Genomic DNA, 25,178 nt, shown 5'->3' with positions numbered 1-25,178 from the left:
CGATGAACAAGGATGAGGGGGCGGCTCGACACCTCGGGAGGTGGGCATGGACCTGCGGCGGGCCGACGCGGTCGTCTGGCGCAACCGGGCCCTGATGGTCTTCGACCGGGTGTCGGTGCCGGTCGCGGTGTGCGATGTGTACGGCAAGGTGGTGCTGGCGAATCCCGCGATGGCCGCGGAGTGCGGTACGACGCCGGGGCGGCTGCGCGGGCGGGACGTGCTGGAGCTGTTCCGCCCGCAGGAGACCGGCCAGGTGGAGCGGATCGCCGAGGCGCTGCGGCTGCGGCACCGCTCGCGCTACCAGGTGTCGGTGCGCTGGCAGGCGCCCGGCGGGGTGGAGCGGTTCGGGGAGCTGACGGCGGACCCGGTGAGCGACAGCGTGGACGAGACACCGTCCCTGCTGGTGATGCTGCGGGTGCAGGGCGAGTGCGGGCCGCCGCCCACGCCGGAGCCGACCCCCGTCACTCCGGTCGAGGGCCAGGTCCTGGCACTGCTGGCGGGCGGCGCCGACACGGCCGCCGCCGCCCGCGCACTGGGCCTCAGCAAGGACGGTGTCACCTATCACCTGCGCCGCCTGTCGGCCCGCTGGGGTGCGGCGAACCGCACCGAACTGGTGGCCCGCGCCTATGCGTCGGGGGTTCTTGTGCCGGGGTTGTGGCCGCCGGAGGCGAGGGTCCCGGAGGCGAGGATGCCGGAGGGGGAACAGGGCCGGGGCGGAGCGAGCCACCGTTGTTGACTCCGGGTGCGCGGGGGCGCGCCCACGTTGTCAGCCGGCCGCCCCGGAGCCGGCCACCGTCGCGTCACCCGCCGCCGTCGCCGCGTACGCCGTGCCCGCGCCCTCCGATGCCCCGAAGCGGGCCAGGATGTGCCAGACCATCTTCAGGTCCTGGAGTGCGTAGCGTCCGCTGCGGGCCGCGTCGCCGAGGACGCGGGGGGTGAGCAGTCCGCGCTCGGCGACGGACGCGCCGAGGTCGGCGTACTGCGGACCCCGGTATCCGGCGTGGCGGCGCAGTGCGGTGACGGTGAGCCGGTAGCCGGGGTGCCAGTCGAGCGGGAAGGGCAGGCGCCGGGCCGCCGTCTCGACCGGGGTGCCCCGGTAGCTCGCGTCGAGGACGAGTGCCTCGACGTCCCTGGCCAGCAGGACACCGGCGTGGACATGGCTCTCGATGTAGTCGTTCAGCGGGTCCTGCTCGTCGGCCTCGGCGAGCGCGATCAGCGGCATCGCCGCGGCCACCCCGAAGTCGGCGGGCTCGGCCGCGCTGTCCGGATAGCAGAAGGTGGCCCGCTCCAGGACCGCCCCGGTGAGCCGGAGGTGCGAGGAGCCGAAGCGCGGGGCGGCGCCGACGACCTGGTGGCGGAAGTCCAGCGCACCGTACACCGGCCGCTCGGCCGGGGGCGCGTCGTCGTACGCGCCCCCGAAGATCCGGCTCTCCCAGCGTGTGCGGTCGCCGCCCGGGTGCGCGGTGAGGCCGCCGTTGCTGGTGCCCGTGACGTACTGCGAGTGGTACGCGCCGTCCTGGGCGAGCGCCGCCAGGATGGGCAGTCCGGCGGAGATCCGGTCGGGGTGGAAGTTCAGGGTGATGCGCAGTGCGGGGTCGAGCGGTGGGCCGGACACCCCGGCCGCGACATGGTCCAGCGCCCGCCGGGCGCGCGGCGGCAGCCCGCACCGGAAATCCATTGGCCCACCCTCCCCTTGGCTACGTACGCTAGCCGTGAACCTAGACCCCCTAGGTATACGCCCGACGACAATCCATTGTTTCCCCGACGCATCCAGAAGGACTCCCCCATGAAACCGCTCACCGAGCAGGACATCCGCAATTCCTTCGTCAACTGCTCGAAGGGTGAGGCCAAGCGGCTGGCAGTCCCGCGCGATCTCGGTGAACGCCCGTGGGACGACCTGGACTTCCTCGGCTGGCGGGATCCGGGCGCGCCCGACCGCAGCTATCTGGTCATCGAACGGGACGACCGGCTCGTGGGCGTCACCCTGCGCTTCCAGGCCGCGCAGCGCGGTTTTCTGCACCGCAGCATGTGCTCGGTGTGCCTGACCACGCATCCGCGCGGCGGGGTGACGCTGATGACCGCACGGAAGGCGGGACCGGCGGGCCGCGAGGGCAACTCGGCCGGCCTGTACATGTGCACCGACCTGGCGTGTTCCCTGTATGTGCGGGGGCGGAAGATCCCGGAGTCCGGGATCCGGATCGAGGAGAGCCTGACGGTCGATGAGCAGATCGCCCGCGCTACGGCCAACGTGCACGCCTTCCTCGACAAGCTGGACGCGTGACACCGCCGTTCACGCCATGCTGAGCACGATCTTGCCCCGGTTGCCCCGGCTCTCCAGCCGCTCGTGCGCCTCCCGCGCCCGCTCCAGCGGCAGTACCGTCTCGACCGGCACCCGGTAGCGGCCCGCGGCCACGCGCTCGGCGAGTTCGCGCAGGTCGGGGCGGGGATCGTAGCCGTGGATCTGCAGGTTGGTGAGCTGGAAGCCGAGGATCGCGATGTTCTTGGGGTAGAAGTCGCGGGTGTCCAGGGTGGTCGGCGCCAGAGCCACGTTGGCGAGGGAGACGACCCGGCCGCCGTGCGCGGTCTCGCACAGGCTCCGCCGCAGGGACGGGCCGCCCACGGTGTCGAGGACGACGTCGGCGCCGCGCCCGCCGGTCAGCCGCAGCACCTCCTCGACCTCCCCGTCGTCGGTGTGCCGGGACGTGTCGACGACGTCGGCGGCCCCGAACTCCCCTGCCCACGCGGACCGTTCGGCCGAGCCCGCGAGGGCGACGACCCGGGCGCCGGCCTCGGCGGCGATCTGCACGGCCGCGGTGCCGACCCCGCTCGCCGCGGCCTTGACCACGACGGTCTCCCCCGCGGTGACCTGGGCCAGCCTGCGCAGGCAGTACCAGGCGGAGAGCCAGGCGATGGGCAGGGTCGCCGCCTCGACCGGGTCGAGCCCGTCGGGCCGTGCGGCCACCTGCCGGGCGGAGACCGCGGCCGACTCGGCGTAGTAGCCGGGCGATTCGGCGCCGCCGAACGCGATCACCGGCTGCCCGACACGGAATCCGGTCACACCCTCGCCCAGCGCGGCCACCGTGCCGGCCGCCTCCGCGCCCGGGATCAGCGGGGGCCGTCCCGCCCGGTGATAGGAACCTGCGCGCAGCAGCGCGTCCGCGCGGTTCACGCCGGCCGCCGCGATCCGCACCAGCACCTGTCCCGGACCGGGCACCGGGTCCGGCACCTCCACCGGCACCAGCACCTCGGGCCCGCCGAACTCCTCGATCCGCACCGCACGCATGACACACCCACCCTGCTCGGAGGACTCCGGCGCACAGCACGGGCACCGGCGGGCGAGGCCGTCGGCACCGATACTGACACCGGTTGAAGTGGTGTCACTCTGCGACACTGGTTCAACCAGTGTCAAGACACCATATGAAACGGTGTCCCACGCTAGGCTTGCCCGCATGACCCAGCCAGCGGATCCCGCACTCGCCTTTCCCTTCGTCGGCGGCCGTCCCTGCCTCGACTTCGTCGCCACGCTCGGCAAGCGGCACGCCACCCCCGTGGAGCGGATCCCCGACCCCGCCGCTCTGGCCCGCTGGATCACCGAGGCGGGCCTGGCGGTCGCGGACGAGCCGGCCCCGGTCGCCGTACGGGACCTCGCCGAGGCCCGCGCCCTGCGCGAGGCGGTGTACCGCGTGCTGCGGGCGGCCATGGCCGGGCGGGAGCCGGAGACGGCCGACGTGGCGCTGGTCAACGAGGTCGCGGCCCGGCCCGACCTCGCGCCCCAGCTGGGCCGCCGGCGCTGGGCGGCCCGCCGGCCGGCCCGAGCCGCTCTCGCCACCGTGGCCCGCGACGCCGTCCTGCTGGTCGGCGGCCCGCTGCTGGAGCGGGTCAAGGAGTGCGGCAACCCGGACTGCTCCCTGCTCTTCCTCGACGACTCCCAGGCCCGCCGGCGCCGCTGGTGCTCCATGGAGCGCTGCGGCAACCTGGCGAAGATCGCCGGCTACCGCTCACGCAACCGGGCGGCGACCGGGCCGTAGCACCCGGATGCCCGGCCCCGGACGAGCGGCGGCCTCGCGTCACCCCGACCGGGCGCGTTCGACAGGTCCGGGGAACGGGAACAGGCCAAGGGATGTACGTCGTACGGAAGTGGTCCGCGGGGCTGCTGCGTCTGCTGGAGCGTCGCCGGGAGCCGGTGGTCGTCCAGACGCTGCGGTCGGCCGCGGCTGCGACGATCGCCTATGTCATCGCCCTGCGGCTGAGCCCGGAGCCGGCGCCGCTCACCGCGCCGCTGACCGCGCTGCTGGTCGTCCAGGTGACCTTCTACGCCACCCTCACCAACGGCATCCGGCGGGTGAACTCGGTGGTGGCCGGGGTGCTGGTCGCCATCGCCTTCAGCGTGCTGGTGGGGCTGACCTGGTGGAGCCTCGCGCTGCTGATCGTGGCCTCGCTGGCCGTCGGGCACCTGGTGCGGGTCGACGAGTACGTGGCCGAGGTGGCGATCAGCGCCATGCTGGTGCTCGGGGTCACCACCGTCGGCTTCACCGCCTGGGCGCGGATCGTGGAGACGCTGATCGGCGCCGTCGTCGGCACGGCCTGCAATCTGCTGCTGCCACCCCCGGTGTGGGTGGACGAGGCGGGCCGCTCGATCGAGGACCTGGCCCGCCGGCTGCGGCAGCTGATGCTGCGGATGGGTGAGGAGGCCGCGGGCGGCACCCCCTGGCAGCGGGCGGCCGAGCGGCTGCACGAGGCGCGGCGGCTGGATGCGCACATCGCCCAGGTGGACGCCTCGCTGCGGCAGGCCGAGGACAGCCTGCGGCTCAACCCCCGCGTCAAGGAGGGGCTGCTGCACCGGGTGGTGCTGCGCACCGGACTCGACACACTGGAGATCTGCACGGTGGTCCTGCGGGTGCTGGCCCGGTCCTTCACGGATCTGGCGAAGGCCCGCGGGTCGGAGGAACTGTTCCCGTCCGGCATCGGGCCGACCGTGGGGCAGCTGCTGTCCGAGATCGGCGACGCCGTCGTCAGCTTCGCGGTGCTGGTCACCACGCATCTGAGCGAGAACGCCGAGTCGGCCGAGGCGCGCCTGTCGGCCGAGCTGCACACGGCGGCCGGCACCCGGGACCGGCTGGCCGAGCTGCTGCGCGAGGAGGTCCGCCGGGACTGGGCGAACTGGCAGCTGCTGGGCGCCGTGCTGACCGAGGCGAACCGGATCATCGATGAGCTGAACACCGAGCACCGCACCCGCCGCCTGCTGGAGGAGCTGGACCGGGTCTCCCGGGAGCATCGGGCCAAGCTGCCGCGCATGACCCGGCTGCGCGAGCGCCTCGGCGTCCAGGAGGAGCTGTGGCGGAACCGTGCCGGGTTCGGCGAGCGTTCTCGCTGAAAGAGCACGAAGAACACGGCAAGGGGGACGACCGGATGACCGGTTCCGGAGTACGGATCGACGGGAACACGCTGCGCCTGCCGGGCGGGGCGGCGGTGCGGTTCATCCGCACCCTGCGGCTGCCCGAGACGGGCACGCATCCGCTGCCGCCGGGACTGGGCGAGTTCCCCGTCCGGCGGATCGCCGACTACGCCGACCGGGTGCCCGAGCAGTGGCGGGTGCGCGGCGGTGTGATGCTGCCGATGTATCTGCGCGAGGCGATGTGGCTGAGCTTCTCCGGGACGACCGAGCCGGCCGCACTCCAGGTGGGCGTCGGCAAGGTGTGCGCGGTCTCCGGCAAGCCGTGGAGCGACCGTCTCGGCCGGGATCCGCAGAACTACGTCGTGCTGCCCCGCCAGCCCTGGCTGGACGGCCTCAACTCCGGGAAGGGCACCGTCCGGCAGTTCGTCGCCGTGCCGCTGGGGCTCGGCGCGACGGTGGAGGGGCAGGTCAGCGGCGAGGAGGTGTGGGGCGGGGTGCAGCTCCAGTCGTTCCAGCTGCGCGACGACCTGCTCGCCGAGTGGCGGCGCCATGAGCAGGAGAAGGAGGCGGCCCGGCGCAGGGCCCTGGCGGCCGGGCCGTCGGGCGGGTACGGCGCGCCGATGATGATGTCCGCGCCGGGAGCGGCCGCACCCGGTGCTCCCAGGGCCGCCGCCCTGGGGCTGGGCGTCGGCGGTTCGATGCGCCAGGAGGTGTACCGGGACGACCGGCCGCTCACCGACTGGTCCGAGCGGCCCGCCGGGCGCGTGTTCGTGCACCTGGTCACGCCGCCCGACTGGCGGCGCATCACCGGCGAGGCGCCCCCGCCGTCACCGGTGGACCGGGCGGCGTACACGAGCGCGGGCCTGCCCTGGTACGACTACTACGACGACGGTGCCGCGGATCTGGCCCCGGCCGAGAACCTCCAGGAGGTCAAGCCGGTCGGCGACTGGCTCGGCGACGACCTGGACCCGTGGCAGGCGCCGTCCGCCGGTCAGGTGAAGCCGCTGAAGGACGCCCCGGGCAAGCCGGTCGAGGACGGCGAATGGTGACACATCGGCGTGGCACCGTGCGCAACTGCCGTTGCGGTGCTTGCCGTTGGCGGCCGGCCGGGCCAAGGTGGCTGTCACGACCAGGGCGAGCGACGACCTGAGGTGCGGGATGGACACGGAGGCAGCGGCGGGGAGCGGGCGCTGGAGCAGGCGCCGGTTCGTCGGGGCGGTGGCGGGTACGGCGGCCGTGGTGGCGGTGCCCGCTCCGGCGCCGGCCCCCGGGGAACCCGCCCCTGACGGCCCGCCGACCCGGACCCGCCCGCTGTACGTGGGCACCTACACCTCCGTCGACGGCGGCGGCGCCGGCCTCGGCCTGGCCGCGTACGACCCGGTGACCGGCCGGATCTCCGGGTCCGGCACGCTCACCGGGGTCCCCGACCCGTCGTATCTCGCCGTGCATCCGGACCGGCGCACGCTGTACGCGGTGGACGAGCGGGACGACGGCGGCGTGACGGCCGTACGCCTCGCGGACCGGCGGATCCTCGGCACCCGGAGTACGGGCGGCGCGGGCCCCTGCCATCTGTCGGTGCATCCGTCCGGGCGCTGGCTGCTGAGCGCGAACTACGGGTCGGGCAGCGTGGCCGTGCACCCGATCGACGCCTCGGGTGCCCTCGGCGAGCGCACCGACCTGGTCACGCACAGCTCGCCGGCCCCGGGACCGGGTCAGCAGGGGCCGCACGCCCATCAGTTCGTCACGAGCCCGGACGGCGGCCATGTCCTCGCGGTCGATCTCGGCACCGACACCGTCTACACCTATCGTCTGGATCCGGCGCAGGGCACGCTCACGGAGGTGGCCCAGGCGCACACCCGGCCCGGGGCGGGGCCGCGCCATCTGGCCTTCCATCCGGACGGGCGGTACGCGTACCTGGCCAACGAGGTGGACGACACGGCCGCCGTCTGCGCCTACGACCCCGGCTCCGGGCGGCTGACGATCGGCGCGCCGCAGTCCACGGGGTCGGACGGCGGCACCGCCAACCACCCGGCGCAGTTCGTGGTGACGGCGAACGGCCGGTACGCGTTCCTCGCCAACCGGGGCCACAACTCTCTCGCGCGGTACGCGGTCGAGGCCGGCGGGTCCGGGCTGCGCCTGCTCGGCACGGTGCCGGTCGGCGGCGACTTCCCGCGGCAGATCGCCCTCTCGCCGGACGGCGCCCTGCTGTTCGCGGCGAACCAGCGTTCGGGCACGGTCACCGTCTTCCACGTCGACTCCTCGACCGGCGAACTCGGTCCGGCCGGCGAGCCGTTCGCCTCACCGGTCGCCGTCTGCGCGCTGCCGCTGTAGCGCGCGGGGGCAGCCGGCAGCGCTCGCCCGGGCGAGCAGGGCGTGCATGCGCTCGGTGAGCTGGGCGACGTCGTCGGCGGGCGTGTGGAAGGGCAGGCGTACGTCGCCGTGGGCGCGGGTGCGCTCGATGCGCAGGGTCAGTCCGTGCCGGTCGACGGCGAGGGGCAGCACCCGGGTCGCGGCGTGCAGGCTCTCGGGGCGCACCAGACGGGTGAGCCGTTCGACGGCGTCCGGGTGGGCGTCGGCGAGGTGGGTCAGCAGCCGGGCCTCGGCGGTGGCGAGGGGGTCGGGCCGGGCGGCGGCGAACTCGTCGAGGCCGACGACCACGGCCCCGGAGGACTGCCGCAGCACCACCCGGGTGGGCCGGAAGAGCAGCTCGCCGGCGTCGGCGGCGAACCAGCCGGCGAGGTAGAGGCGGGCCCGGATCCGGCCCCGCACCGGGACGGGGGCCACGTCGGCGAACTCCAGCACGGCGGACGGCTCCTGGCGCGGGGCGCAGACGGCTGCGGTGAGCAGGGCGCTGTCGTCGGGCACCGCGAGCCGCACCGCGCCCTCGTCGGTCACGGTGTGCGCGCCGACGTACTCCTCGTGCGCGCCGTCCGCGGTCACCGCGCACGACCAGGCGGCGGCCAGCACCGACCGCGCCCGCTCCGCCGCGCCGGGTGCGGCCGTCCAGTCCTGTGTGTCGCCCATCCCGTCACCCATCCCGAGACCTCCTTAGGTAAGCCTTCCCTAACTTATCGGAGATCAGGGCGTGCGCCAACCACTCCCCGCCGGGGCACGGCTCAGGCGATGACCCCCAGCAGCGCCCGTGCGCACAGATCGCGTACCTGCTCCTGGCTCACCTCCCCCTCGCGCAGCCACTCCAGGCACACTGCCGTGGTGAAGGCGAGCCAGCCGCGCACCGCCAGCCGCACCTGGGGAGCGGCCTCGAAGACGGGCCCGAACTCGGGGTCGGCGGCCAGCGCGGCCAGGATCTGCTCCTCCTGGGCGGCCAGGGCCCGCTGGTAGACCCGGCGCACGGCCTGGTCACCGGCCGCGTCGGCGCGGTGGAAGGCGCGGAAGCCGTGGGCGTGGGCCTGGACATAGCCGAGGTAGGTGTCGAGGCCGGCGGCGAGCTGCTCGCGCACCGGGACGCCCGGCACGGCCGCCGTCATGCGCAGCATCCGCTCGCTCTCGCGCTCCACGACCGCCGCGAAGAAGTCCCGTTTGGTCGGGAAGTAGTGGTACAGCAGCCCACGGGAGACCCCGGCGATCTCGGCGACCTGCTCGATCCACACCTCGTCGTAGGGGCTCTCCGAGAACAGCTTCGCGCCGACCGACAGCAGCTGTTCACGGCGTTCCCCGGTGCTGAGCCGGCGCCGGGCTCGCTCCCCCTGGTTGGCGGACATGCCGTCACTTTACTTGACGTCGGTTCAACAACCGGATCAGACTGGAACCGGCTATTGAACTCACGTATAACACGTGCGCGGAAACGGCTCGGCAGTTCGCTGGATCAAGGGAGATCGGCGTCATGGCGGATACGACGGACACCGGGGAAACCGGTCTGCCAAGGGGTTTCCGGGGTGCCGAGCTGGGCTGGCCGGAGCTGGACCGCATCCCGCATCCGCCGCGCCGGGTGCCGCTGCTCGGCGACGTCCTCGGCGTGAACCGGCGCACGCCCGTGCAGGACTCCATGCGCTTCGCGCGCGAGCTGGGCCCGATCTTCCGGCGGCGGGCCTTCGGCAAGGAGTTCGTGTTCGTGTGGGGAGCCCGGCTCGCCGCCGACATCGCCGACGAGTCCCGGTTCGCCAAGCACGTCGGGCTCGGCGTGGCCAATCTGCGGCCCGTAGCCGGGGACGGGCTGTTCACCGCCTACAACCACGAGCCCAACTGGCAGCTGGCCCACGACGTCCTCGCGCCCGGCTTCAGCCGGGAGGCCATGGCGGGCTACCACGGGATGATGCTGGCGGTCGCCGACCGGCTGACCGCGCACTGGGACCGGGAGGCGGCCGCCGGGCGCACGGTGGACGTGCCCGGGGACATGACCAAGCTGACCCTGGAGACGATCGCGCGCACCGGGTTCGGGCACGACTTCGGCTCCTTCGAGCGGGACCGGCCGCACCCCTTCGTCACCGCGATGGTCGGCACCCTCACCTACGCCCAGCGCCTGAACAGTGTGCCCGCGCCGGTCGCCCCGCTGCTGCTGCGCGCCGCCGCCCGGCGCAACGCGGCCGACATGGCCCATCTCAACCGCACGGTCGACGATCTGGTCGCGGCCCGGCGCCGGTCCGGGCGGGGTGACGGCGACCTGCTGGACCGCATGCTGGAAACGGCCCACCCGGAGACCGGCGAGCGGCTGTCGGCGGAGAACGTCCGCAAGCAGGTGATCACGTTCCTGGTGGCGGGTCACGAGACCACCTCGGGCGTGCTCTCCTTCGCCCTGTACTACCTCGCCCGGCACCCGGAGATCGCCGCCCGTGCCCGTGCCGAGATCGACCGCGTCTGGGGCGACACCGCACACCCTGCCTACGACCAGGTCGCCAAGCTGCGTTACGTCCGCCGGGTCCTGGACGAGTCGCTGCGTCTGTGGCCGACCGCGCCCGCCTTCGCCCGCGAGGCCACGCAGGACACCGTGCTCGCCGGCGAACACCCGATGCGCCGGGGCGCCTGGGCCCTCGTCCTGACCCCGATGCTGCACCGCGACCCGGAGGTGTGGGGCGAGGACCCCGAGCGCTTCGACCCGGACCGCTTCGACGCGGGCGCCGTACGAGCCCGCCCCCCGCACACGTTCAAGCCCTTCGGCACCGGCGCCCGCGCCTGCATCGGCCGCCAGTTCGCCCTGCACGAGGCGACCCTGGTCCTCGGCCTGCTGCTCCGCCGCTACGACCTGAGGGCCGACCCCGCTTACCGATTGAGGGTCACTGAGCGGCTGACGGTGATGCCGGAAGGATTGAGGCTGGGTCTGGATCAGCGCCCCGAAGGCGCGCGGGGCTGTGCTGAATCCGCGGCTGCCGCCGCGCGGGCGCGCGCAACCACGACGACGCCGCAGCCGAACGCCTCACCCGCTGGTTGCCCAGTGCACCGGCCGGCTGACTGACCCCGGCAACCGAGTACCGGCACTGCCCCGCGCAGCATTCACCTGCGGCTGGGTGAGAAAGAACGCACCGGTGAGGTCCGCGTCGGTCAAGTCCGCGTCCCGCAGATCCGCGCCGATCATGTCCGTATCGCGCAGATCCGCACCGGTGAGGTCCGCGGCGATGAGATACGCGCCCCGCAGACTCGCCCCGCGCAGGTCGGCGCCGCGGAGCCGGGCCCCGATGAGGTCCGCGCCCCGCCGGTCCTTCCTCTTGCCCTTCTTGCCGCCCTCGCGGGCCAGTTCGCTGGTGCGCAGCAGGAGCACATTGACCCGCTGCCGGTGCGCGGCCACGTCCAGCGCGGCCAGCTCCTCGGGGGTCTGCCGGGTCAGCCGTTCGGTCTCCTCCAGGGCCTCGCGCAGGTCGGCGTGGACGGGCCGGGCGGCGGGCAGGCCGAGCGCCTCGGTCAGGTACCAGAGCAGCTCGTGCAGCTGCCGTACGACCGGGAAGGTGTCGAACATCCGACGGGTGTGCTCCTTGGAGCCGGTACGCCAGTCCTGACCGGCGAAGGTGACCTGCGAGACCTTCTGGCCGGCGCCGAAGCAGTCGTAGACCGTGCAGCCAGTGAAGCCCTTCGTCCGCAGCTCGGCGTGGATGCCGCAGCGGTGGTCGCCCTGGAGGTTCGGGCACGGCGTGCCCGCAGGCTTGTTCAGGGCGAAGTCGGCGGACGTGGCGAAGGGCAGGGCGACACAGCACAGCCCGAAGCACTGGGCGCAGTCACCGCGCAGATCGGCGAGGTCGGCTATCAGTTCCGGCATGGCAGCAAGCCTACTGACCTGCGGAAGCGCTGCTGGAGCCGGGCCAGGTCGGCGTCGCCGTACGAGCGGTATCCGGCGGGACTGCGGTCGCTCGGCGAGAGCAGCCCCGCCTTGTCGTCGTGGTGCAGCGTCCGCACGGTCACCCCCGCGAACGCGGCGACCTGCGCCACCGAATACCCCGTGTGCCCGCCCTCTCGTCCGCTCACAGCATCGAGCCTGACTTGACGTGCTCCCTGGCCTGAAGTCCAGGGATTCCGGCCCGGGTCGTCTGACCCTTCCGGGGGCTTCCTGCTTCACCGCGCTGTGCGGGCACGTGTGCCCGTCTTACCGGCACTCCACAGGCGTTTAGCGTCTCCACCCGTCCGGTGGCGACGATTCGGCGCCCTTCGAAGAGGACGTTGCGGCTTGCGTTGTGGTCGCGGTCGTGCACGGTGCCGCATGCGCCGCACGTCCACTCGCGGACGTGCAGGGGCTTGGGACCGTCCCGGAATCCGCAGGCCGAGCAGACCTGAGAGGACGGGAAAGCCCGGTCTACCTTGGCGAAGGTGCGGCCGTGTTTGACCGCCTTGTACTCCAGCATGCCGACGAACGCGGACCATCCCGCGTCGTGCACGGCCTTGGCGAGCCGGGTGCGCCCGAGACCGGACACCGCGAGGTCCTCCACGTACACCGCTTGGTTGTCGCGAATGATCTGTGTGGATGCCTTGTGGTGGAAGTCCCGGCGCCGGTCCGCCACCTTGGCGTGCTGGCGTGCGACCTTGATGCGGGCCTTGGCCCGGTTCTTCGATCCCTTGGCCTTGCGGGACAGCTCCCGCTGAAGGCGCTTGAGCTTCTTCTCCGCCCGGCGCAGGAAGCGGGGGCTGTCGATCTTGCGGCCGTCGGACAGGACGGCGAAGGCGGACGGGCCGAGGTCGATACCGGCCTCGGTCTCCACGCCGGGGAGGATGTCCGGCTCGGTGTCCACGACGAAGCTGAGGAAGTACCGGCCGGAGCTGTCTTTCGTGATGGTCAGGGACGTGGGTGCGGCCGGAAGCGGGCGGGACCACTTGACCTTGAGGTTGCCGACCTTGGCCACGTACACCGTGCTGTTGCCCTGGAGGGAGAAGGCGTTGGTGTTCAGGCGGATCGACTGCCGGGTGTCCTTCTTCGATTTGTACCGGGGCGGGCCGACCTTGCGGCCCTGCCGCTTGCCCTTGAGGCTGTCGAAGAAGTTCTTGTAGGCGGTGTCGAGATCCCGAAGGGACTGCTGCAGGACGACGGCCGAAACGTCGGCGAGCCAGGCGCGTTCCTCGGTGCGTTTGGCCTGGGTGATGCGAAGCCGGGACAGCTCGGCCGACTTCACATACGGCAGCCCCGCCGCGTGCGCTTCTTTGCGATCACGCAGGCAGTCGTTCCACACCACCCGTGCGCACCCGAACGCGCTCGCCAGCGCACGGCGCTGGGTGGCATCCGGGTAGGCCCGGTAGTTGTAGCGGAGCTGCATGACAAAGACATTACTACGATTGGTCTCATGGATGGAGAGAATGACTACAGACGTGGCAGGCATGTTGTTTCGGCGATGCATGTGCACTTGGTCTTCGTGACGAAGTACCGGCGCGGGGTGTTCGACGACGAGATGCTGACGCGCTGCGAAGAGATCATGCGTAAGGTCTGCGAGGACTTCGAGGCGGAGCTGAAGGAGTTCAACGGCGAACGCGATCATGTCCACCTTTTGGTGCACTACCCGCCCAAGGTCGCCGTCTCGAAGATGGTCAACAGCCTCAAGGGCGTCTCCGCTCGCCGGATACGGCAGGAGTTCACCGGACGGATCAACCGCGCCCTCATGCACGGGCACCTGTGGTCACCCTCGTATTTCTCGGCATCGTGCGGCGGAGCACCGTTGGCGATCGTGCGCCAGTACATCGAGCAGCAAAAACGTCCGCTCTAAGGTGCACTTCAGAGCTGCCTTGAGATGCATTCATCCCCGGCGTGAACGCCGGGGCTCTCTGCAAGACTACCGATAAGGGGAGGGTCAACTCGGGCCGCGCGCTAGCGGCTGAAGACCTCGAAGACCACCGCGGGTGTGCCGCCGAAGCGTACGGCGTTGGCGGTGGTCCGCGTGGTCAGGAAGTCACGGACGTACGTCTGCGGGTCCTGCGGGGTCAACGCCTCGATGTACGTGCGGTGTTCGAGCAGCGAGCGCACCGCCCGCTCCAGGCCGGGACCCGCGTCGACGGCGTGGGTGGGCCGGCTGGAGCCCGCGATCGCCACCCAGCGCACGCCGTTCCAGGGCTCCAGGCCCTGTTCGGTGAGTTCCGGGAAGATCCACCGGTTTCCCGCGTCCGCCGCGGCGTCGAGGGTGGCCCGGCCGACCGCGACGTGATCCGGTGTGTTCCACTCGACCTCGCCCCAGGTGTCACGGTGGTTGAGGGTGATGACGAGTTCGGGGCGGTGACGGCGGATCGCGGCGGCGATGTCGCGGCGCAGCGGGGGGCCGTACTCGATGACGCCGTCCCGGTGGTCGAGGAACTCCACGGTGCTGACGCCGACCGCCGCCGCACCGGCCCGCTGCTCGCGCTCACGCAGCGCGCCGCAGACGGCGGGGTCGAGGGTGTCGACACCGGCCTCGCCGCGGGTCGCCGGCACATGGGTGACGTCGCGGCCGCCGTCGGTCCAGCCCGCTATGGCGGCGGAGCGGCCGTACTCCAGGTCATCGGGGTGGTCACGACGCAGCGGGCGCGGTGCCGGTCCGTCGGCACGGGCTGGAGTCGGGTGATCTTCGGCTCGGTCATGGGCTGCACCATGTTCGTCTGTCCTCGTCCGCCGTCCGGCAGCTGCGGGTTCCTCGTGCTTTCTCGCCGGCGCGGCGGCAGCCGCACGTCGGACACGGCCCCGCGCCCCTTTGGGGCGCTGCCCCACCCGTCGCTTCACACCTCGTCGCGCGTCAATACCAGCAACCTGTCCAGCACCCTCGGCGCCCCCGTCCGCAGCCCGTCGTGCTCGAACTCATCGGTGACCCACGTCCGCAGACCCCGGATCGCGCGCGCCGTCTCCAGGGAGTGCGCCGTGTCGACGTACATGTCGTCGTGGTAGATCGCGGCCGCCACCGGTACCTCATTGGCGGCGAGGCGGGCCGGGTCGTACAGCGGGTGCCAGTCGGTGCGGGCGGCGAGGAGGCCGGCCGTGTCGCGCAGGGGGCGCAGGGCGGGGTCGGCCTCGAACATCCAGGGGTGGACGGTCTCGCCGGTGAAGAGCACCGGGGCGTCGCCCGCGAGGGCCTTCGCCGCGTCGAACTGGGGGAACTCGGCGCGGATCCGCTCGGCGGCCCAGGCGGTGGGGCGGCCGCCCTGGGCGTAGATCGACTCGTGGACGAGGGCGTAGAGGGGGTGGCCCGCGTACGACAGCAGGGACTGGGCCTGCTCCTGGAAGGCGTCGGACAGCTCCAGGCCGGCCGGGGTGCGCACGAAGGCGTCCTCCAGGAGGTGGTGCAGGCGGTGGCTGCCGTCGCTGGTGCCGAGCATCAGGCCCAGGGACTGGAAGGCCTCGGCCGTGAACCGGTAGCCGTTCGGGAGGACCACGTCGTGGGTGAGGAGGTGGTCGGCGATCCGGCGGGCCCGCTCGACGTCCTGCGGGTAGCGGGCGTAGTGCGCGGTGACCTTGCGCTCGACGCGCGGGTAGGCGGCGCGGTACACGTCGTCGGCGTGGGCGTGCAGGGAGGGCAGGCCACCGGTGATGACGGCGGCGGCGAGACCCTCGGGGGCGAGGGAGAGATACGACACCGTGCAGAAGCCGCCGAAGCTCTGGCCGAGCACGGTCCAGGGGGCGCCGCCGGTGACCTCGGGGCGGATGGCCTCGCAGTCTCGGACGATGGAGTCGGCGCGGAAGTGGGTGAGGTAGGCGGCCTGCTCGGCGGGGCCGCCGCGCAGCGGGAGCGTCTGCCGGGTGGCGGGCGTGGAGCTGCCGGTGCCGCGCTGGTCGAGGAGGAGGACGCGGTAGTCCTTCAGGGCCCGGTCGAGCCAGGCCTGACGTCCGACGAAACGATTCGCCCCGAAGCCGGGACCGCCCTGGAGATAGAGGAGCCAGGGCAGGTCCTGCCCGGCCTTGTCGCTCGCGACCGCCTCACGGGCGTACAGCTCGATGGTCTCGCCGCCCGGGTCGGCATGGTCGAGGGGCACGGCGAAGCGGCGGTCGGTGAGGACGACACCAGGCTGGCGGTAGCTGAGGCTCAACGGGGCTCCCGGGACGGACGGTACGGACGCGACCCAGTTCAGCACATGACCGGGCGCGAGCCGAGTCCGGGGATCACCGTTTCTTACTGACCCTCGGGTCAGCGCGCGGCGAGGCTGGAGCGGCGCACGACCAGCTCCGGCTGGAGCACCACGCGCCGGTGCTCGTGCGCCCGCTTGCCCTCGCCCTCCTCGGTCTCCTCCAGCAGCAGCTCGGCGGCGAGCGCGCCCATGGTGACGGCAGGCTGCCGTACGGAGGTCAGTGGTACGGCCGCCGCCGCCGCGAACTCGATGTCGTCGTAGCCGACGATCGCCAGGTCGTCCGGGACGGTCACGCCCGCCGCGTACATGGCCTGGAGCACACCGAGGGCGAGCAGGTCGTTGGCGCAGAACACGGCGGTGGGGCGGTCGGCGAGGCCGAGCAGGCGGGCGCCCGCGTCCCGGCCGGCGGCCACGTCGAGGCGTTCGGTGGGCAGTTCGCGCAGCGCCTCGGGGCCGAGCCCGGCCTCGGCGAGCGCGTTCAGCGCGCCGGTGCGGCGGTCGCGGACCTGGTTCAGGCCGGGCGGCCCGCTGACGTAGGCGATCGAGCGGTGTCCGGCGTCCACCAGATGGCGCACGGCGAGGGCGCCGCCGGCGACGTCGTCCACGGAGACGGAGCACTCGGTGGTGCCCTCGGCGACCCGGTCGACCAGCACGAACGGGATGCTGTGCCGGCGGAAGGTCTCGATGTTGCGGCCGGTGGCGTCGGCCGGGGTGAGCAGCACGCCCCGCACCCGCTGCTCGGCGAACAGGGAGAGGTACTCGGCCTCCTCGGCGGCGTTCTGTGCGCTGTTGCAGACCATCACGCCGACCCCCGCCTCCCGGGCCGCCCGCTCGGCGCCGCGCGCCACGTCCACGAAGAAGGGGTTGCCCATGTCGAGGACGAGCAGGCCCATGATCCGGCTGCGGCCGGCGCGCAGCTGGCGCGCGGACTCGCTGCGGACGTAGCCGAGCCGGTCGATCGCGGACAGCACCCGGGCCCGGGTCTCACTGGCGACGGTGTCCGGGCGGTTGATGACGTTCGACACCGTGCCCACCGACACTCCGGCGGCGCGGGCGACGTCCTTGATACCCACCGACTGGGTCATCGGGCGAGGACCTCCAGGTGAACGAGGGGCGGCGGGCAGGGCTTCACATTACCGTCATCGCCCTGCCCGGCCCCGACCGGTCAGACGGGCAGGGCGAAGTCGACCACGTGGAGCGCCGAGGGGGTCGTTCCGGTCGACTTCTCCTGGTACATGAACGACAGCACGCCGTCCTGCGCGATCCGCGTCTCGTCGATCACGACCTCGCCGAAGGCGTTCAGGTCGCCGCCGTCGTACAGCAGTGCCCAGTCCGTGTGGCCGGAGGCCTTCGAGGCAGCGGCGATGCGTCCGTACGGGAACACCGCGTAGGCGTTGTCGTAGCGGTCGAGGACGAGCTTGGTGCGCTGGCTGGAGTTCAGCGGGACGGGGATCTCGGTCTTCTGCCAGGTGCCCGCGGCGTTCTTGCGGACGTGGAAGGCGCGGCCGCCCGCGGTGCGGTCGGCGACGTAGTCGGTGGTGCACCGGCCGAAGCGGCCGGGGACGTAGCTGATGATCGCGTGCGGGAGGCCGGCCGAGTCGGTGAACTGGCTCTCCTGGTTCATCAGCGAGTGGTCGGGGTCGAGGGGATCCACCACGAGCCCGCTGTCCGTGACGGCCACGGTGTCGGATCCGCCCGTGGTGCCCACGACGGTGCCCGCGTCGTTGCGCCAGGTGCGGCCGCGGTCGGTGGAGTGGACGTAGCCCGTGTCGTGGTTGGTGATCCCGCCGCTGTTGCACATCACGGCGGCGTTCTGTTCCCGCCAGGTGAAGAAGGCGTGCAGCCGGCCGTTAACGTCGTAGTCGATGCCGTGCAGATACATGTTGCGGGCGGTGCTGGAGCCGTGCTCGCTGGTGTAGGTGCCGGTCGAGCTGGTCCACTCCCCCAGCGTCGCCCAGGTCGAACCGTCGTACTCCGCCAGCGCGTTGCGGCCGTTGCCGGAGATGCCGGCCCGGTAGCTGAGCTGAAGCCTGCCCTCGGGGGTGGCGATGAACTGCGGGTAGGTGAACTGGGAGGTGAGGGCCAGCCCGTCGAGGGAGGTCTGTACGGCGCCGAAGACGGACGAGGTCCAGGCGGTCGACGCGGGGTTGTCCATGAGCCCCGCGACCGATTTGACGTAGAAGTAGCCGTCGCTGTGGGAGTCCATGTTCAGGTGCAGCCGGCCGTCGGTCTTGGAGACGCCCATCGAGATGACGTTGTGGGAGTCGTCGCTCTTGAGCTGATGGGAGAGGGTGACCGTGGACCAGGTGGATCCGCCCAGGACGCGGCGGGCGACGACGGCGTTGCGGGTGGCGGTGTACCAGACCGCGTACTGGTAGCCCTTGTAGGTCAGCAGCCCGTTCTTCTGGAACGAGTTGTTGTTGATCAGGCCGTCGTAGGAGACGAAGTAGACGGCCTGGGCGTCGAGTCGAGTGCTGCCCCGCTCGGCGACCGACGGGCCGGGGGTGGCCGCCCGTGCCGTGCCCGGGGCGGCCGCCGCTGCCGCGAGCGCGGTGGCCAGGACAGTGCGTCTTCTCATGGGTGCGTCTCCGGGTCAGGCGAGGTGGAAGACTTCGGTGAGCGGTTTCATGGCCTCGTCGGGCCGGGCGCCGTCCAACGACTCGAAGAACGGCGCCATCTCGGCCTGCCAGCGGGCGTTGACGTCGGTGGCCTCCATGCCGGCCTGGGCGGCGGCGAAGTCCTCGGTCTCCAGATAGCCGACGAGCAGGCCGTCCTCGCGCAGGAACAGCGAGTAGTTGTGCCAGCCCGTCGCCGTCAGGGCGTCGAGCATCTCCGGCCAGACGGCGGCGTGCCGCTCGCGGTACTCGTCGAGCCGGTCCGCCCGGACCTTCAGCAGGAAACACACGCGTTGCATCAACACCCCCCGCATTCCTAGAAGTTGAACTGGTCGATGTTCTTAGCGTCGAACACGGTCGGCTTGCCCAGGGAGATCACACCGTCCTTGCCGATGGTGTACGACGCCCCGCCGGCCTGGAAGGTCTCGCCCTCCTTGCCGGAGATCTGCCCCGAGGCGAGGGCGACGGCGGTCCGCGCGGCCAGGTCGCCCAGCTTGGCCGGGTCCCACAGCTCGAAGGCGTCGACGGTGCCGTTCTTGACGTAGGTGCGCATGTCGTTCGGCGTGCCGAGACCGGTCAGCCTGACCTTGCCCTTGTACTTGGAGCCGGACAGGTACTGTGCCGCCGCCTTGATGCCGACGGTGGTCGGGGAGATGATCCCCTTCAGGTCCGGGTACTCCTGGAGCAGGCCCTGGGTCTGCTGGAAGGACTGCTGGGCGTCGTCGTTGCCGTACGCGATCTTGACGAGCTTGACGTTCTTGTACTTGGGGTCCTTCAGCTCTTCCTTCATGTAGCCGATCCAGGTGTTCTGGTTGGTCGCGGTCTGCGCGGCCGACAGGATCGCGATCTCGCCCTTGTACCCGATCTGCTGCGCGAGCAACTGCACCTCGGTACGGCCCAGGTCCTCGGCGGACGCCTGCGAGACGAAGGCGTTGCGGCAGCCGGGGCTGGTGTCGGAGTCGTAGGTGACGACCTTGATGCCGTTGCTCATGGCCTGCTTGAGCGCGGTGCACAGCGCTCCCGGGTCCTGCGCGGACACGGCGATCCCGTTCACCTGCTGCTGGGTGAGCGTGTTGACGTAACTGACCTGCCCGGCGGTGTCGGTGGCGCTGGAGGGACCGACCTCCTTGTACTTCGAGCCGAGTTCGGTGAGCGCCTTCTCGCCGCCCTTGTCGGCGGTGGTGAAGTACGGGTTGTTCACCTGCTTGGGCAGGAATCCGACCGTGAGCCCCTTCTTGGTGGCGGCGTTCGGGTCGGCCTTGCCGGCGGAGGCAGCCGCGTTGTTGTCGTTCTTGACGTCGTTCTTGGTGGTGCCGCCGCAGGCGGTCAGGGCGAGGGCGAGGGAGGTACCCGCGGCGAGGGCGGCGCAGGTGCGGCGGAGGGACGGCTTGCGCATGGGAGGGGGTCCTTTACGAGGAGGGTACGGGTGTCGGATTCGAGGCCGCTCTACGGCCCGCCCTCGCGACGGAGATCTGGCGCGCGACCCGGGGGCCGAGCACGGAGACGACGAGCAGCACACCGGTGACGACGATCTGCGACTGCGCGGAGACGTTCAGCAGGCTCATCACGTTCTGCAGCGCCCCGAGCAGGAACACCCCGGCGACGGCCCCGCCGAGCGTGCCCCTGCCGCCGTCGAAGTCGATGCCGCCCAGCAGCACGGCGGCCACGACGGAGAGTTCGAGCCCGGTCGCGTTGTCGTACCGGGCACTGGCGTAGTGCAGCGCCCAGAACACGCCGGTGAGCGCCGACATGAAGCCGGTGGCCACGAACAGCACCAGCTTGGTCCGCTTGACCCGGATACCGGCGAACCGCGCGGCCTCCTCGCTCGCCCCGACCGCGAAGAGCGACCGCCCGAACGGGGTGGCGTGCAGGACGACCACGGCGATGGCGAGCAGCACCACGAAGGGCAGGAACGCCTGGGGCAGGAAGGTGTTCCCGAGCCGGCCGGAGGCGAAGTTCAGGTACGGGGAGGGGAAGTCGGTGACCGCGTCGGAGCCGAGCACGATCTGTGCGATGCCCCGGTAGGCGGCGAGGGTACCGATGGTGACGGCGAGGGAGGGCAGCCCGAGCCGGGTGACGAGCAGCCCGTTGACCAGCCCGCACACCACGCCCAGCAGCAGGCACAGCGGGATGATCGTCTCGATGGTCATGCCCTGGTTCCAGAGCTTGCCCATCACCGCGCCGGACAGCCCGGCCGTGGACGCCACCGACAGGTCGATCTCGCCGGAGACGACCAGCAGGGTCATCGGCAGGGCGACCAGCGCGATCGGCAGGGTGTTGCCGATCAGGAAGGACAGGTTGAGGGAGTTGCCGAAGCCGTCCACGAATCCGAACGACAGCAGCAACAGGACGATCAGGAGTGCGCCGACGACCGTGTCCCAGCGGACGGCGCGGGTCAGTGACTCAGACACCGGCGTTCTCCTTCGGCAGAGCGGCCTTGTGCCGGTCCGACTTCTTCTTCAGGGCGGCGGCCACCCGCAGCGCGACGATCCGGTCGACGGCGATCGCGAGGAGCAGCAGGACGCCGTTGATGGCGAGCACCCACACCGAGCTGACGCCGAGCGCGGGCAGCACGCTGTTGACGGAGGTGAGCAGCAGGGCGCCGAGGGCTGCGCCGTAGACGCTGCCCGAGCCGCCGGTGAAGACGACACCGCCGACCACGACCGCGCTGACGACGGTGAGTTCGTAGCCGTTTCCGGTACCGGAGTCGACGTTGCCGAACCGGGCCAGGTACATCGCCCCGGCGAGTCCGGCGAGCGCGCCGCAGAAGGTGTAGGCGGCCAGGATCCGCCTGCGCACGGGGATACCGGCCAGCCGGGCGGCCTCGGGGTTGGAACCGAGGGCGTACAACTCCCGTCCGCTGCCGAAGTGTTTGAGGTAATAGGCGGTGGCGACGAGGACGACGAGCGCGATCATGGCGAGCCAGGGGATCGCGGAGACTCCGCCGGAGCCGAAGTCGACGAAGCCGCCCGGCAGGTCGGCCGCAGTGATCTGCCGGGAGCCGACCCAGATGGAGTCGACGCCCCGGATGATGTAGAGGGTGCCGAGCGTGACGACCAGCGCGGGCACCTGCCCGAGGCTGACCAGCAGCCCGTTGAGCAGCCCGAAGCCGATGCCGAGCAGTACGGCGAGGAGGACCGCGACGACGGGGTTCCCGCCGCCGTGCAGACAGGTGCCGGCGGCGAAGGCGCTGATGCCGAGCGTGGAGCCGACGGACAGATCGACGTTGCGGGTGATGACGACGAGGGACTGGCCGGTGGCGACCAGCACCAGGATCGTGGCGTTCAGCAGCAGGTCCTTGATGCCCTGCTCGGACAGGAACTCGCTGTTGCCCGCCTGGGTGACCGCGATCATCACCAGGAAGACGACGAGGATGGCGAGCTCACGCATCTTGAAGACACGGTCGACCAGCCGGGTCCCGCTGGAGCGGGGCGCCTCGGAGAGGGGGGTCTGCTCCGGTGTGGTGGCCGTCATGCGCCTCTCCTTCCGTTCTCCCCCAGCCTTCGGCCGGGGGCACCCCCGTCTCCGCCCGCGCGGCGCAGAGGTGCGGCCATCGTCGTTGTCTGCGGCCCGGCGTTCCGCCCGTCTCCCGCCACCGCCCTCAGGCGACTGCGCTGCGCGCAGGCTGTTTCCCTACGTGCGTCGCTCACGCGGCCCTCCCGGTGGCTGCGGCCATCACGGTTTCCTCGGTGGCTTCGGAGCGGGGGATCTCGGCGGTGAGCCGGCCTTCGTGCATCACCAGCACGCGGTCGGCCATGCCGAGGATCTCGGGCAGGTCGGAGGAGATCATCAGCACCGCCACCCCGTCGGCGGCGAGCTGGGACAGCAGCCGGTGCACCTCGGCCTTCGTACCGACGTCGATCCCGCGCGTCGGCTCGTCGACGATGAGCACCTTCGGGCCGGTGGCGAGCCACTTGGCGAGGACGACCTTCTGCTGGTTGCCGCCGGAGAGCGTGGAGACGGCGTCCGCGATCCGGGCGTACTTCACCTGGAGCTTCACCGCCCAGTCCAGCGAGCTGCTGCGTTCGGCGCCCCGGTCCATCAGGCCGGCCTTCACGGTCGACCGCAGCCCGGTCAGGCCGATGTTCCGCTCGATGGACATGTCCATCACCAGGCCCTGGGCGCGCCGGTCCTCGGGGACGAGGGCGAGTCCGGCGGCCATCGCCGTGGACGGAGCGCCGTTGGTGAGCCGGCGTCCGTCGACCTCGACCTCGCCCGCGTCCCACCGGTCGACCCCGAACACCGCGCGGGCCACCTCGGTGCGGCCGGCGCCGACGAGTCCGGCGAGACCGACGATCTCGCCGCGCCGCACCTCGAAGGAGACATCGGTGAAGACGCCTTCGCGGGTCAGCCGGCGCACGGTGAGCGCGGGCTCGCCAGGAGTGACGTCCTGCTTCGGGTACAGCTCGTCCAGGTCGCGGCCGACCATCCGGCGGACCAGGTCGTCCTCGGTCATGCCGTCGAGGGACTCGCCGGCGATCCAGGCGCCGTCCCGCAGGGTGGTGACCCGGTCGCAGATCCGGAAGATCTCCTCCAGGCGGTGCGAGATGAACAGGACGGCGGCGCCCTGTTCACTCAGGGTGCGGACGACACCGAAGAGGCGGGCGACCTCGCTGCCGGTCAGGGCGGCGGTCGGCTCGTCCATGATCAGGACCCGGGCGTCGAAGGAGAGCGCCTTGGCGATCTCCACGATCTGCTGGTCGGCGATGGACAGTCCCCGGGCGGGGCGGTCGGGGTCGAGATCGACGCCGAGCCGTTTCATCAGGGCGGCGGTGGCCGCGCGGGTGGCCTTGTGATCGATCCGGCCGAGGGCCCTGCGGGGCTGGCGGCCCATGAAGATGTTCTCGGCGATCGACAGGTCGGGAAAGAGCGTGGGCTCCTGGTAGATGACGGCGATCCCGGCGTCGCGGGCGTCGCCGGGGCCGTGGAAGACGACGGGCTCGCCGTCGAGCAGCACCTGGCCGGTGTCCGGCCGGTGCACTCCGGCGAGGGTCTTGATCAGCGTCGACTTGCCCGCGCCGTTCTCTCCGGCAAGGGCGTGCACCTCGCCGGGCAGCAGCTCCAGGGAGACGTCCCTGAGGGCGCGTACGGCACCGAAGGACTTGGAGACGCCCTTCAGCGCCAGCACCGGCGCCGGTCCCGTGTCGGGCGGGTGGGTCATGTGAGGCTCCTCGACGACACCGGCAGATCGGCCGCAAGGCCCCCATCGGCGTCGTGAAAGGTTTCAACTGGATTGCCGGGACCGTAGGCACCACAGCCATGTCACGTCAATGGGTCCGTATCGAAAAAATTTCGATAGACCAACGTCACGGCGTGGTCACGGAAAAGTGGGTTGGCCGGAACGCTTGACACCCCTCGGAGGGGCCCCTAGCTTGCGGTTCTGAATCGTTTCACATGCGTTGCCGTTCCGACCGACCTCACCCAGGAGCCCTGCAGTGACCGACCTCGCCGCGGTGAAGGCCGCGCTCAAGACCCAGGCCGTCGAGACGCCGTCGTGGGCGTACGGAAACTCGGGGACCCGTTTCAAGGTGTTCGCCCAGGCCGGCGTGCCCCGCGATCCCTGGGAGAAACTCCAGGACGCGGCCAAGGTGCACGAGTTCACCGGCGTGGCCCCGACCGTCGCCCTGCACATCCCGTGGGACAAGGTCGAGGACTATGCGGCGCTGGCCAAGTACGCCGAGGAGCGCGGACTGAGGCTGGGCGCGATCAACTCCAACACCTTCCAGGACGACGCCTACAAGCTCGGCAGCATCTGTCATCCCGACGCGGCGGTGCGCAGGAAGGCCGTCGATCATCTGCTGGAGTGCGTCGGCATCATGGACGCGACCGGCTCCGCCGATCTCAAGCTGTGGTTCGCCGACGGGACGAACTATCCCGGCCAGGACGACATCCGGGCCCGGCAGGACCGGCTGGCCGAGGGGCTGGCCGAGGTGTACGAGCGGCTGGGCGAGGGGCAGCGGATGCTGCTGGAGTACAAGTTCTTCGAGCCGGCCTTCTACACCACCGACGTGCCGGACTGGGGGACTGCGTACGCGCATTGCGTGAAGCTGGGGCCGAAGGCACAGGTCGTGGTCGACACCGGTCATCACGCGCCGGGGACCAACATCGAGTTCATCGTCGCCACGCTGCTGCGGGAGGGGAAGCTCGGGGGGTTCGACTTCAACTCGCGGTTCTACGCCGACGACGACCTCATGGTGGGGGCCGCCGACCCGTTCCAGCTGTTCCGGATCATGTACGAGGTGGTGCGCGGGGGCGGGCTCTCGGCCGGGGCCGGGGTCGCGTTCATGCTCGATCAGTGTCACAACGTCGAGGCAAAGATTCCGGCGATCATCCGGTCGGTCATGAACGTGCAGGAGGCCACGGCGAAGGCACTGCTCGTCGACCGGGCGGCGTTGGCCGAGGCCCAGGCCGCGGGGGATGTGCTGGGCGCCAATGCCGTGCTGATGGACGCGTACAACACGGATGTGCGGCCGTTGCTGCGTGACGTGCGCGAGGAGATGGGGCTGGACCCGGATCCGCTCGCCGCGTATGCCCGGTCCGGGTGGGCCGAGAGGATTGTCGCCGAGCGAGTCGGGGGGCAGCAGGCCGGCTGGGGGGCGTGAAGCGTCTGCTACGTAAGCGCCGTTGCGGGGTGCGGGATGCGTTGTGGTTGATCGCGCCCACGCGGCGGAGCCGCACATCGATACAGCCCCGCGCCCCTGATTCACCTCCCTCTT

At 71.6% G+C, this 25,178-nt stretch carries 23 protein-coding genes and 2 pseudogenes; 9 read left to right on the top strand and 16 right to left on the bottom strand.

Features of this window, described 5'->3' with window-relative positions:
- Positions 1–46 precede the first annotated feature (46 nt).
- Positions 47–736, top strand: coding sequence for a PAS domain S-box protein (locus tag LE548_RS16190; RefSeq protein WP_225097550.1), 690 nt, complete (start codon positions 47–49; stop codon positions 734–736).
- Positions 737–766: 30 nt separating this feature from the next.
- Here the strand turns inward: LE548_RS16190 and LE548_RS16185 are convergent, their stop codons facing one another.
- Positions 767–1,678, bottom strand: coding sequence for a DUF3626 domain-containing protein (locus LE548_RS16185; protein WP_225097549.1), 912 nt, complete (start codon positions 1,676–1,678; stop codon positions 767–769).
- A gap of 108 nt (positions 1,679–1,786) precedes the next feature.
- On the opposite strand from LE548_RS16185, the gene LE548_RS16180 reads away from it, so the two are divergent.
- A complete protein-coding gene (locus LE548_RS16180) occupies positions 1,787–2,281 on the top strand; it encodes an FBP domain-containing protein (protein ID WP_225097548.1) in 495 nt (164 codons plus the stop codon).
- Between the two features lie 9 nt (positions 2,282–2,290).
- Here LE548_RS16180 and LE548_RS16175 read toward each other — a convergent pair whose 3' ends face one another.
- Positions 2,291–3,283, bottom strand: a complete 993-nt coding sequence (locus LE548_RS16175) for a zinc-binding dehydrogenase (RefSeq protein WP_225097547.1) — start codon at positions 3,281–3,283, stop codon at positions 2,291–2,293.
- A 166-nt stretch (positions 3,284–3,449) separates the two neighbouring features.
- Between LE548_RS16175 and LE548_RS16170 the strand changes: the two genes are divergently transcribed.
- The 4 genes from LE548_RS16170 to LE548_RS16155 all read left to right on the top strand — a co-directional run bounded on the left by LE548_RS16170 (position 3,450) and on the right by LE548_RS16155 (position 7,726).
- The gene (locus LE548_RS16170) at positions 3,450–4,028 is read left to right on the top strand and encodes an ABATE domain-containing protein (protein WP_225097546.1); all 579 of its coding nucleotides are present in this window, start codon (positions 3,450–3,452) and stop codon (positions 4,026–4,028) included.
- A 92-nt stretch (positions 4,029–4,120) separates the two neighbouring features.
- Positions 4,121–5,374 (top strand): aromatic acid exporter family protein, encoded by a 1,254-nt coding sequence (locus LE548_RS16165; RefSeq protein ID WP_225097545.1) that lies wholly within the window; start codon positions 4,121–4,123, stop codon positions 5,372–5,374.
- A gap of 35 nt (positions 5,375–5,409) precedes the next feature.
- Positions 5,410–6,444: a hypothetical protein gene (locus LE548_RS16160; protein WP_225097544.1), complete on the top strand. Its 1,035-nt coding sequence runs from the start codon at positions 5,410–5,412 to the stop codon at positions 6,442–6,444.
- A 109-nt stretch (positions 6,445–6,553) separates the two neighbouring features.
- Positions 6,554–7,726, top strand: coding sequence for a lactonase family protein (locus tag LE548_RS16155; protein WP_225097543.1), 1,173 nt, complete (start codon positions 6,554–6,556; stop codon positions 7,724–7,726).
- Here the strand turns inward: LE548_RS16155 and LE548_RS16150 are convergent.
- Together LE548_RS16150 and LE548_RS16145 are read right to left on the bottom strand one after the other, a co-directional pair.
- Positions 7,694–8,419 (bottom strand): DUF2470 domain-containing protein, encoded by a 726-nt coding sequence (locus LE548_RS16150; RefSeq protein WP_225097773.1) that lies wholly within the window; start codon positions 8,417–8,419, stop codon positions 7,694–7,696. The two genes, LE548_RS16155 and LE548_RS16150, sit on opposite strands and share 33 nt — an antisense overlap.
- A 92-nt stretch (positions 8,420–8,511) precedes the next feature.
- Complete coding sequence (locus LE548_RS16145) at positions 8,512–9,117, bottom strand: TetR/AcrR family transcriptional regulator (protein ID WP_225097542.1); 606 nt, start codon at positions 9,115–9,117, stop codon at positions 8,512–8,514.
- Positions 9,118–9,239: 122 nt separating this feature from the next.
- Here LE548_RS16145 and LE548_RS16140 point away from each other — a divergent pair, with 122 nt between their 5' ends.
- Positions 9,240–10,805, top strand: coding sequence for a cytochrome P450 (locus LE548_RS16140; RefSeq protein WP_225097541.1), 1,566 nt, complete (start codon positions 9,240–9,242; stop codon positions 10,803–10,805).
- Here LE548_RS16140 and LE548_RS16135 read toward each other — a convergent pair.
- The 3 genes and pseudogenes from LE548_RS16135 to LE548_RS16125 all read right to left on the bottom strand — a co-directional run bounded on the left by LE548_RS16135 (position 10,767) and on the right by LE548_RS16125 (position 13,083).
- Positions 10,767–11,600, bottom strand: a complete 834-nt coding sequence (locus LE548_RS16135) for a pentapeptide repeat-containing protein (protein ID WP_225097540.1) — start codon at positions 11,598–11,600, stop codon at positions 10,767–10,769. The genes LE548_RS16140 and LE548_RS16135 overlap by 39 nt on opposite strands.
- Before the next feature lie 8 nt (positions 11,601–11,608).
- Positions 11,609–11,770 (bottom strand): annotated as a pseudogene (locus LE548_RS16130) (MerR family DNA-binding transcriptional regulator); the annotation flags it as partial.
- Between the two features lie 32 nt (positions 11,771–11,802).
- On the bottom strand, positions 11,803–13,083 hold the full coding sequence (locus LE548_RS16125; protein ID WP_225097539.1) for an RNA-guided endonuclease TnpB family protein: 1,281 nt from the start codon (positions 13,081–13,083) through the stop codon (positions 11,803–11,805).
- Between the two features lie 27 nt (positions 13,084–13,110).
- On the opposite strand from LE548_RS16125, the gene tnpA reads away from it, so the two are divergent.
- Positions 13,111–13,527, top strand: a complete 417-nt coding sequence (tnpA, locus tag LE548_RS16120) for an IS200/IS605 family transposase (protein WP_225097538.1) — start codon at positions 13,111–13,113, stop codon at positions 13,525–13,527.
- Positions 13,528–13,628: 101 nt separating this feature from the next.
- On the opposite strand, the pseudogene LE548_RS16115 reads toward tnpA, so the two are convergent.
- From LE548_RS16115 to LE548_RS16075, 9 genes and pseudogenes are all read right to left on the bottom strand, one after another.
- Positions 13,629–14,371 (bottom strand): annotated as a pseudogene (locus LE548_RS16115) (PIG-L deacetylase family protein).
- A gap of 135 nt (positions 14,372–14,506) precedes the next feature.
- Positions 14,507–15,808, bottom strand: a complete 1,302-nt coding sequence (locus LE548_RS16110) for an alpha/beta fold hydrolase (protein ID WP_225097537.1) — start codon at positions 15,806–15,808, stop codon at positions 14,507–14,509.
- 98 nt (positions 15,809–15,906) lie between these two features.
- A complete protein-coding gene (locus LE548_RS16105; RefSeq protein WP_225097536.1) occupies positions 15,907–16,932 on the bottom strand; it encodes a LacI family DNA-binding transcriptional regulator in 1,026 nt (341 codons plus the stop codon).
- Between the two features lie 80 nt (positions 16,933–17,012).
- Entirely contained in the window at positions 17,013–18,425 is a 1,413-nt protein-coding gene (locus LE548_RS16100; RefSeq protein WP_225097535.1) for a BNR repeat-containing protein, read from the bottom strand.
- 15 nt (positions 18,426–18,440) lie between these two features.
- Entirely contained in the window at positions 18,441–18,761 is a 321-nt protein-coding gene (locus tag LE548_RS16095) for an L-rhamnose mutarotase (RefSeq protein ID WP_225097534.1), read from the bottom strand.
- 17 nt (positions 18,762–18,778) lie between these two features.
- The gene (rhaS, locus tag LE548_RS16090; RefSeq protein ID WP_225097533.1) at positions 18,779–19,858 is read right to left on the bottom strand and encodes a rhamnose ABC transporter substrate-binding protein; all 1,080 of its coding nucleotides are present in this window, start codon (positions 19,856–19,858) and stop codon (positions 18,779–18,781) included.
- Positions 19,859–19,871: 13 nt separating this feature from the next.
- A complete protein-coding gene (locus LE548_RS16085) occupies positions 19,872–20,873 on the bottom strand; it encodes an ABC transporter permease (protein ID WP_225097532.1) in 1,002 nt (333 codons plus the stop codon).
- On the bottom strand, positions 20,866–21,936 hold the full coding sequence (locus LE548_RS16080) for an ABC transporter permease (RefSeq protein WP_225097531.1): 1,071 nt from the start codon (positions 21,934–21,936) through the stop codon (positions 20,866–20,868). Before LE548_RS16080 ends, LE548_RS16085 begins: the two co-directional genes overlap by 8 nt.
- 172 nt (positions 21,937–22,108) lie before the next feature.
- Positions 22,109–23,623, bottom strand: a complete 1,515-nt coding sequence (locus LE548_RS16075) for a sugar ABC transporter ATP-binding protein (protein WP_225097530.1) — start codon at positions 23,621–23,623, stop codon at positions 22,109–22,111.
- 274 nt (positions 23,624–23,897) lie between these two features.
- Here LE548_RS16075 and rhaI point away from each other — a divergent pair, with 274 nt between their 5' ends.
- The gene (rhaI, locus tag LE548_RS16070) at positions 23,898–25,064 is read left to right on the top strand and encodes an L-rhamnose isomerase (protein WP_225097529.1); all 1,167 of its coding nucleotides are present in this window, start codon (positions 23,898–23,900) and stop codon (positions 25,062–25,064) included.
- Positions 25,065–25,178: the final 114 nt, after the last annotated feature.

Origin of the sequence: Streptomyces sp. CoH27 (assembly GCF_020181035.1) — a bacterium.
Classification (GTDB): Bacteria; Actinomycetota; Actinomycetes; order Streptomycetales; family Streptomycetaceae; genus Streptomyces; species Streptomyces camelliae.
Note: the sequence above shows the minus strand (reverse complement) of the source record. Positions and strands in the feature narration are given on the sequence as shown.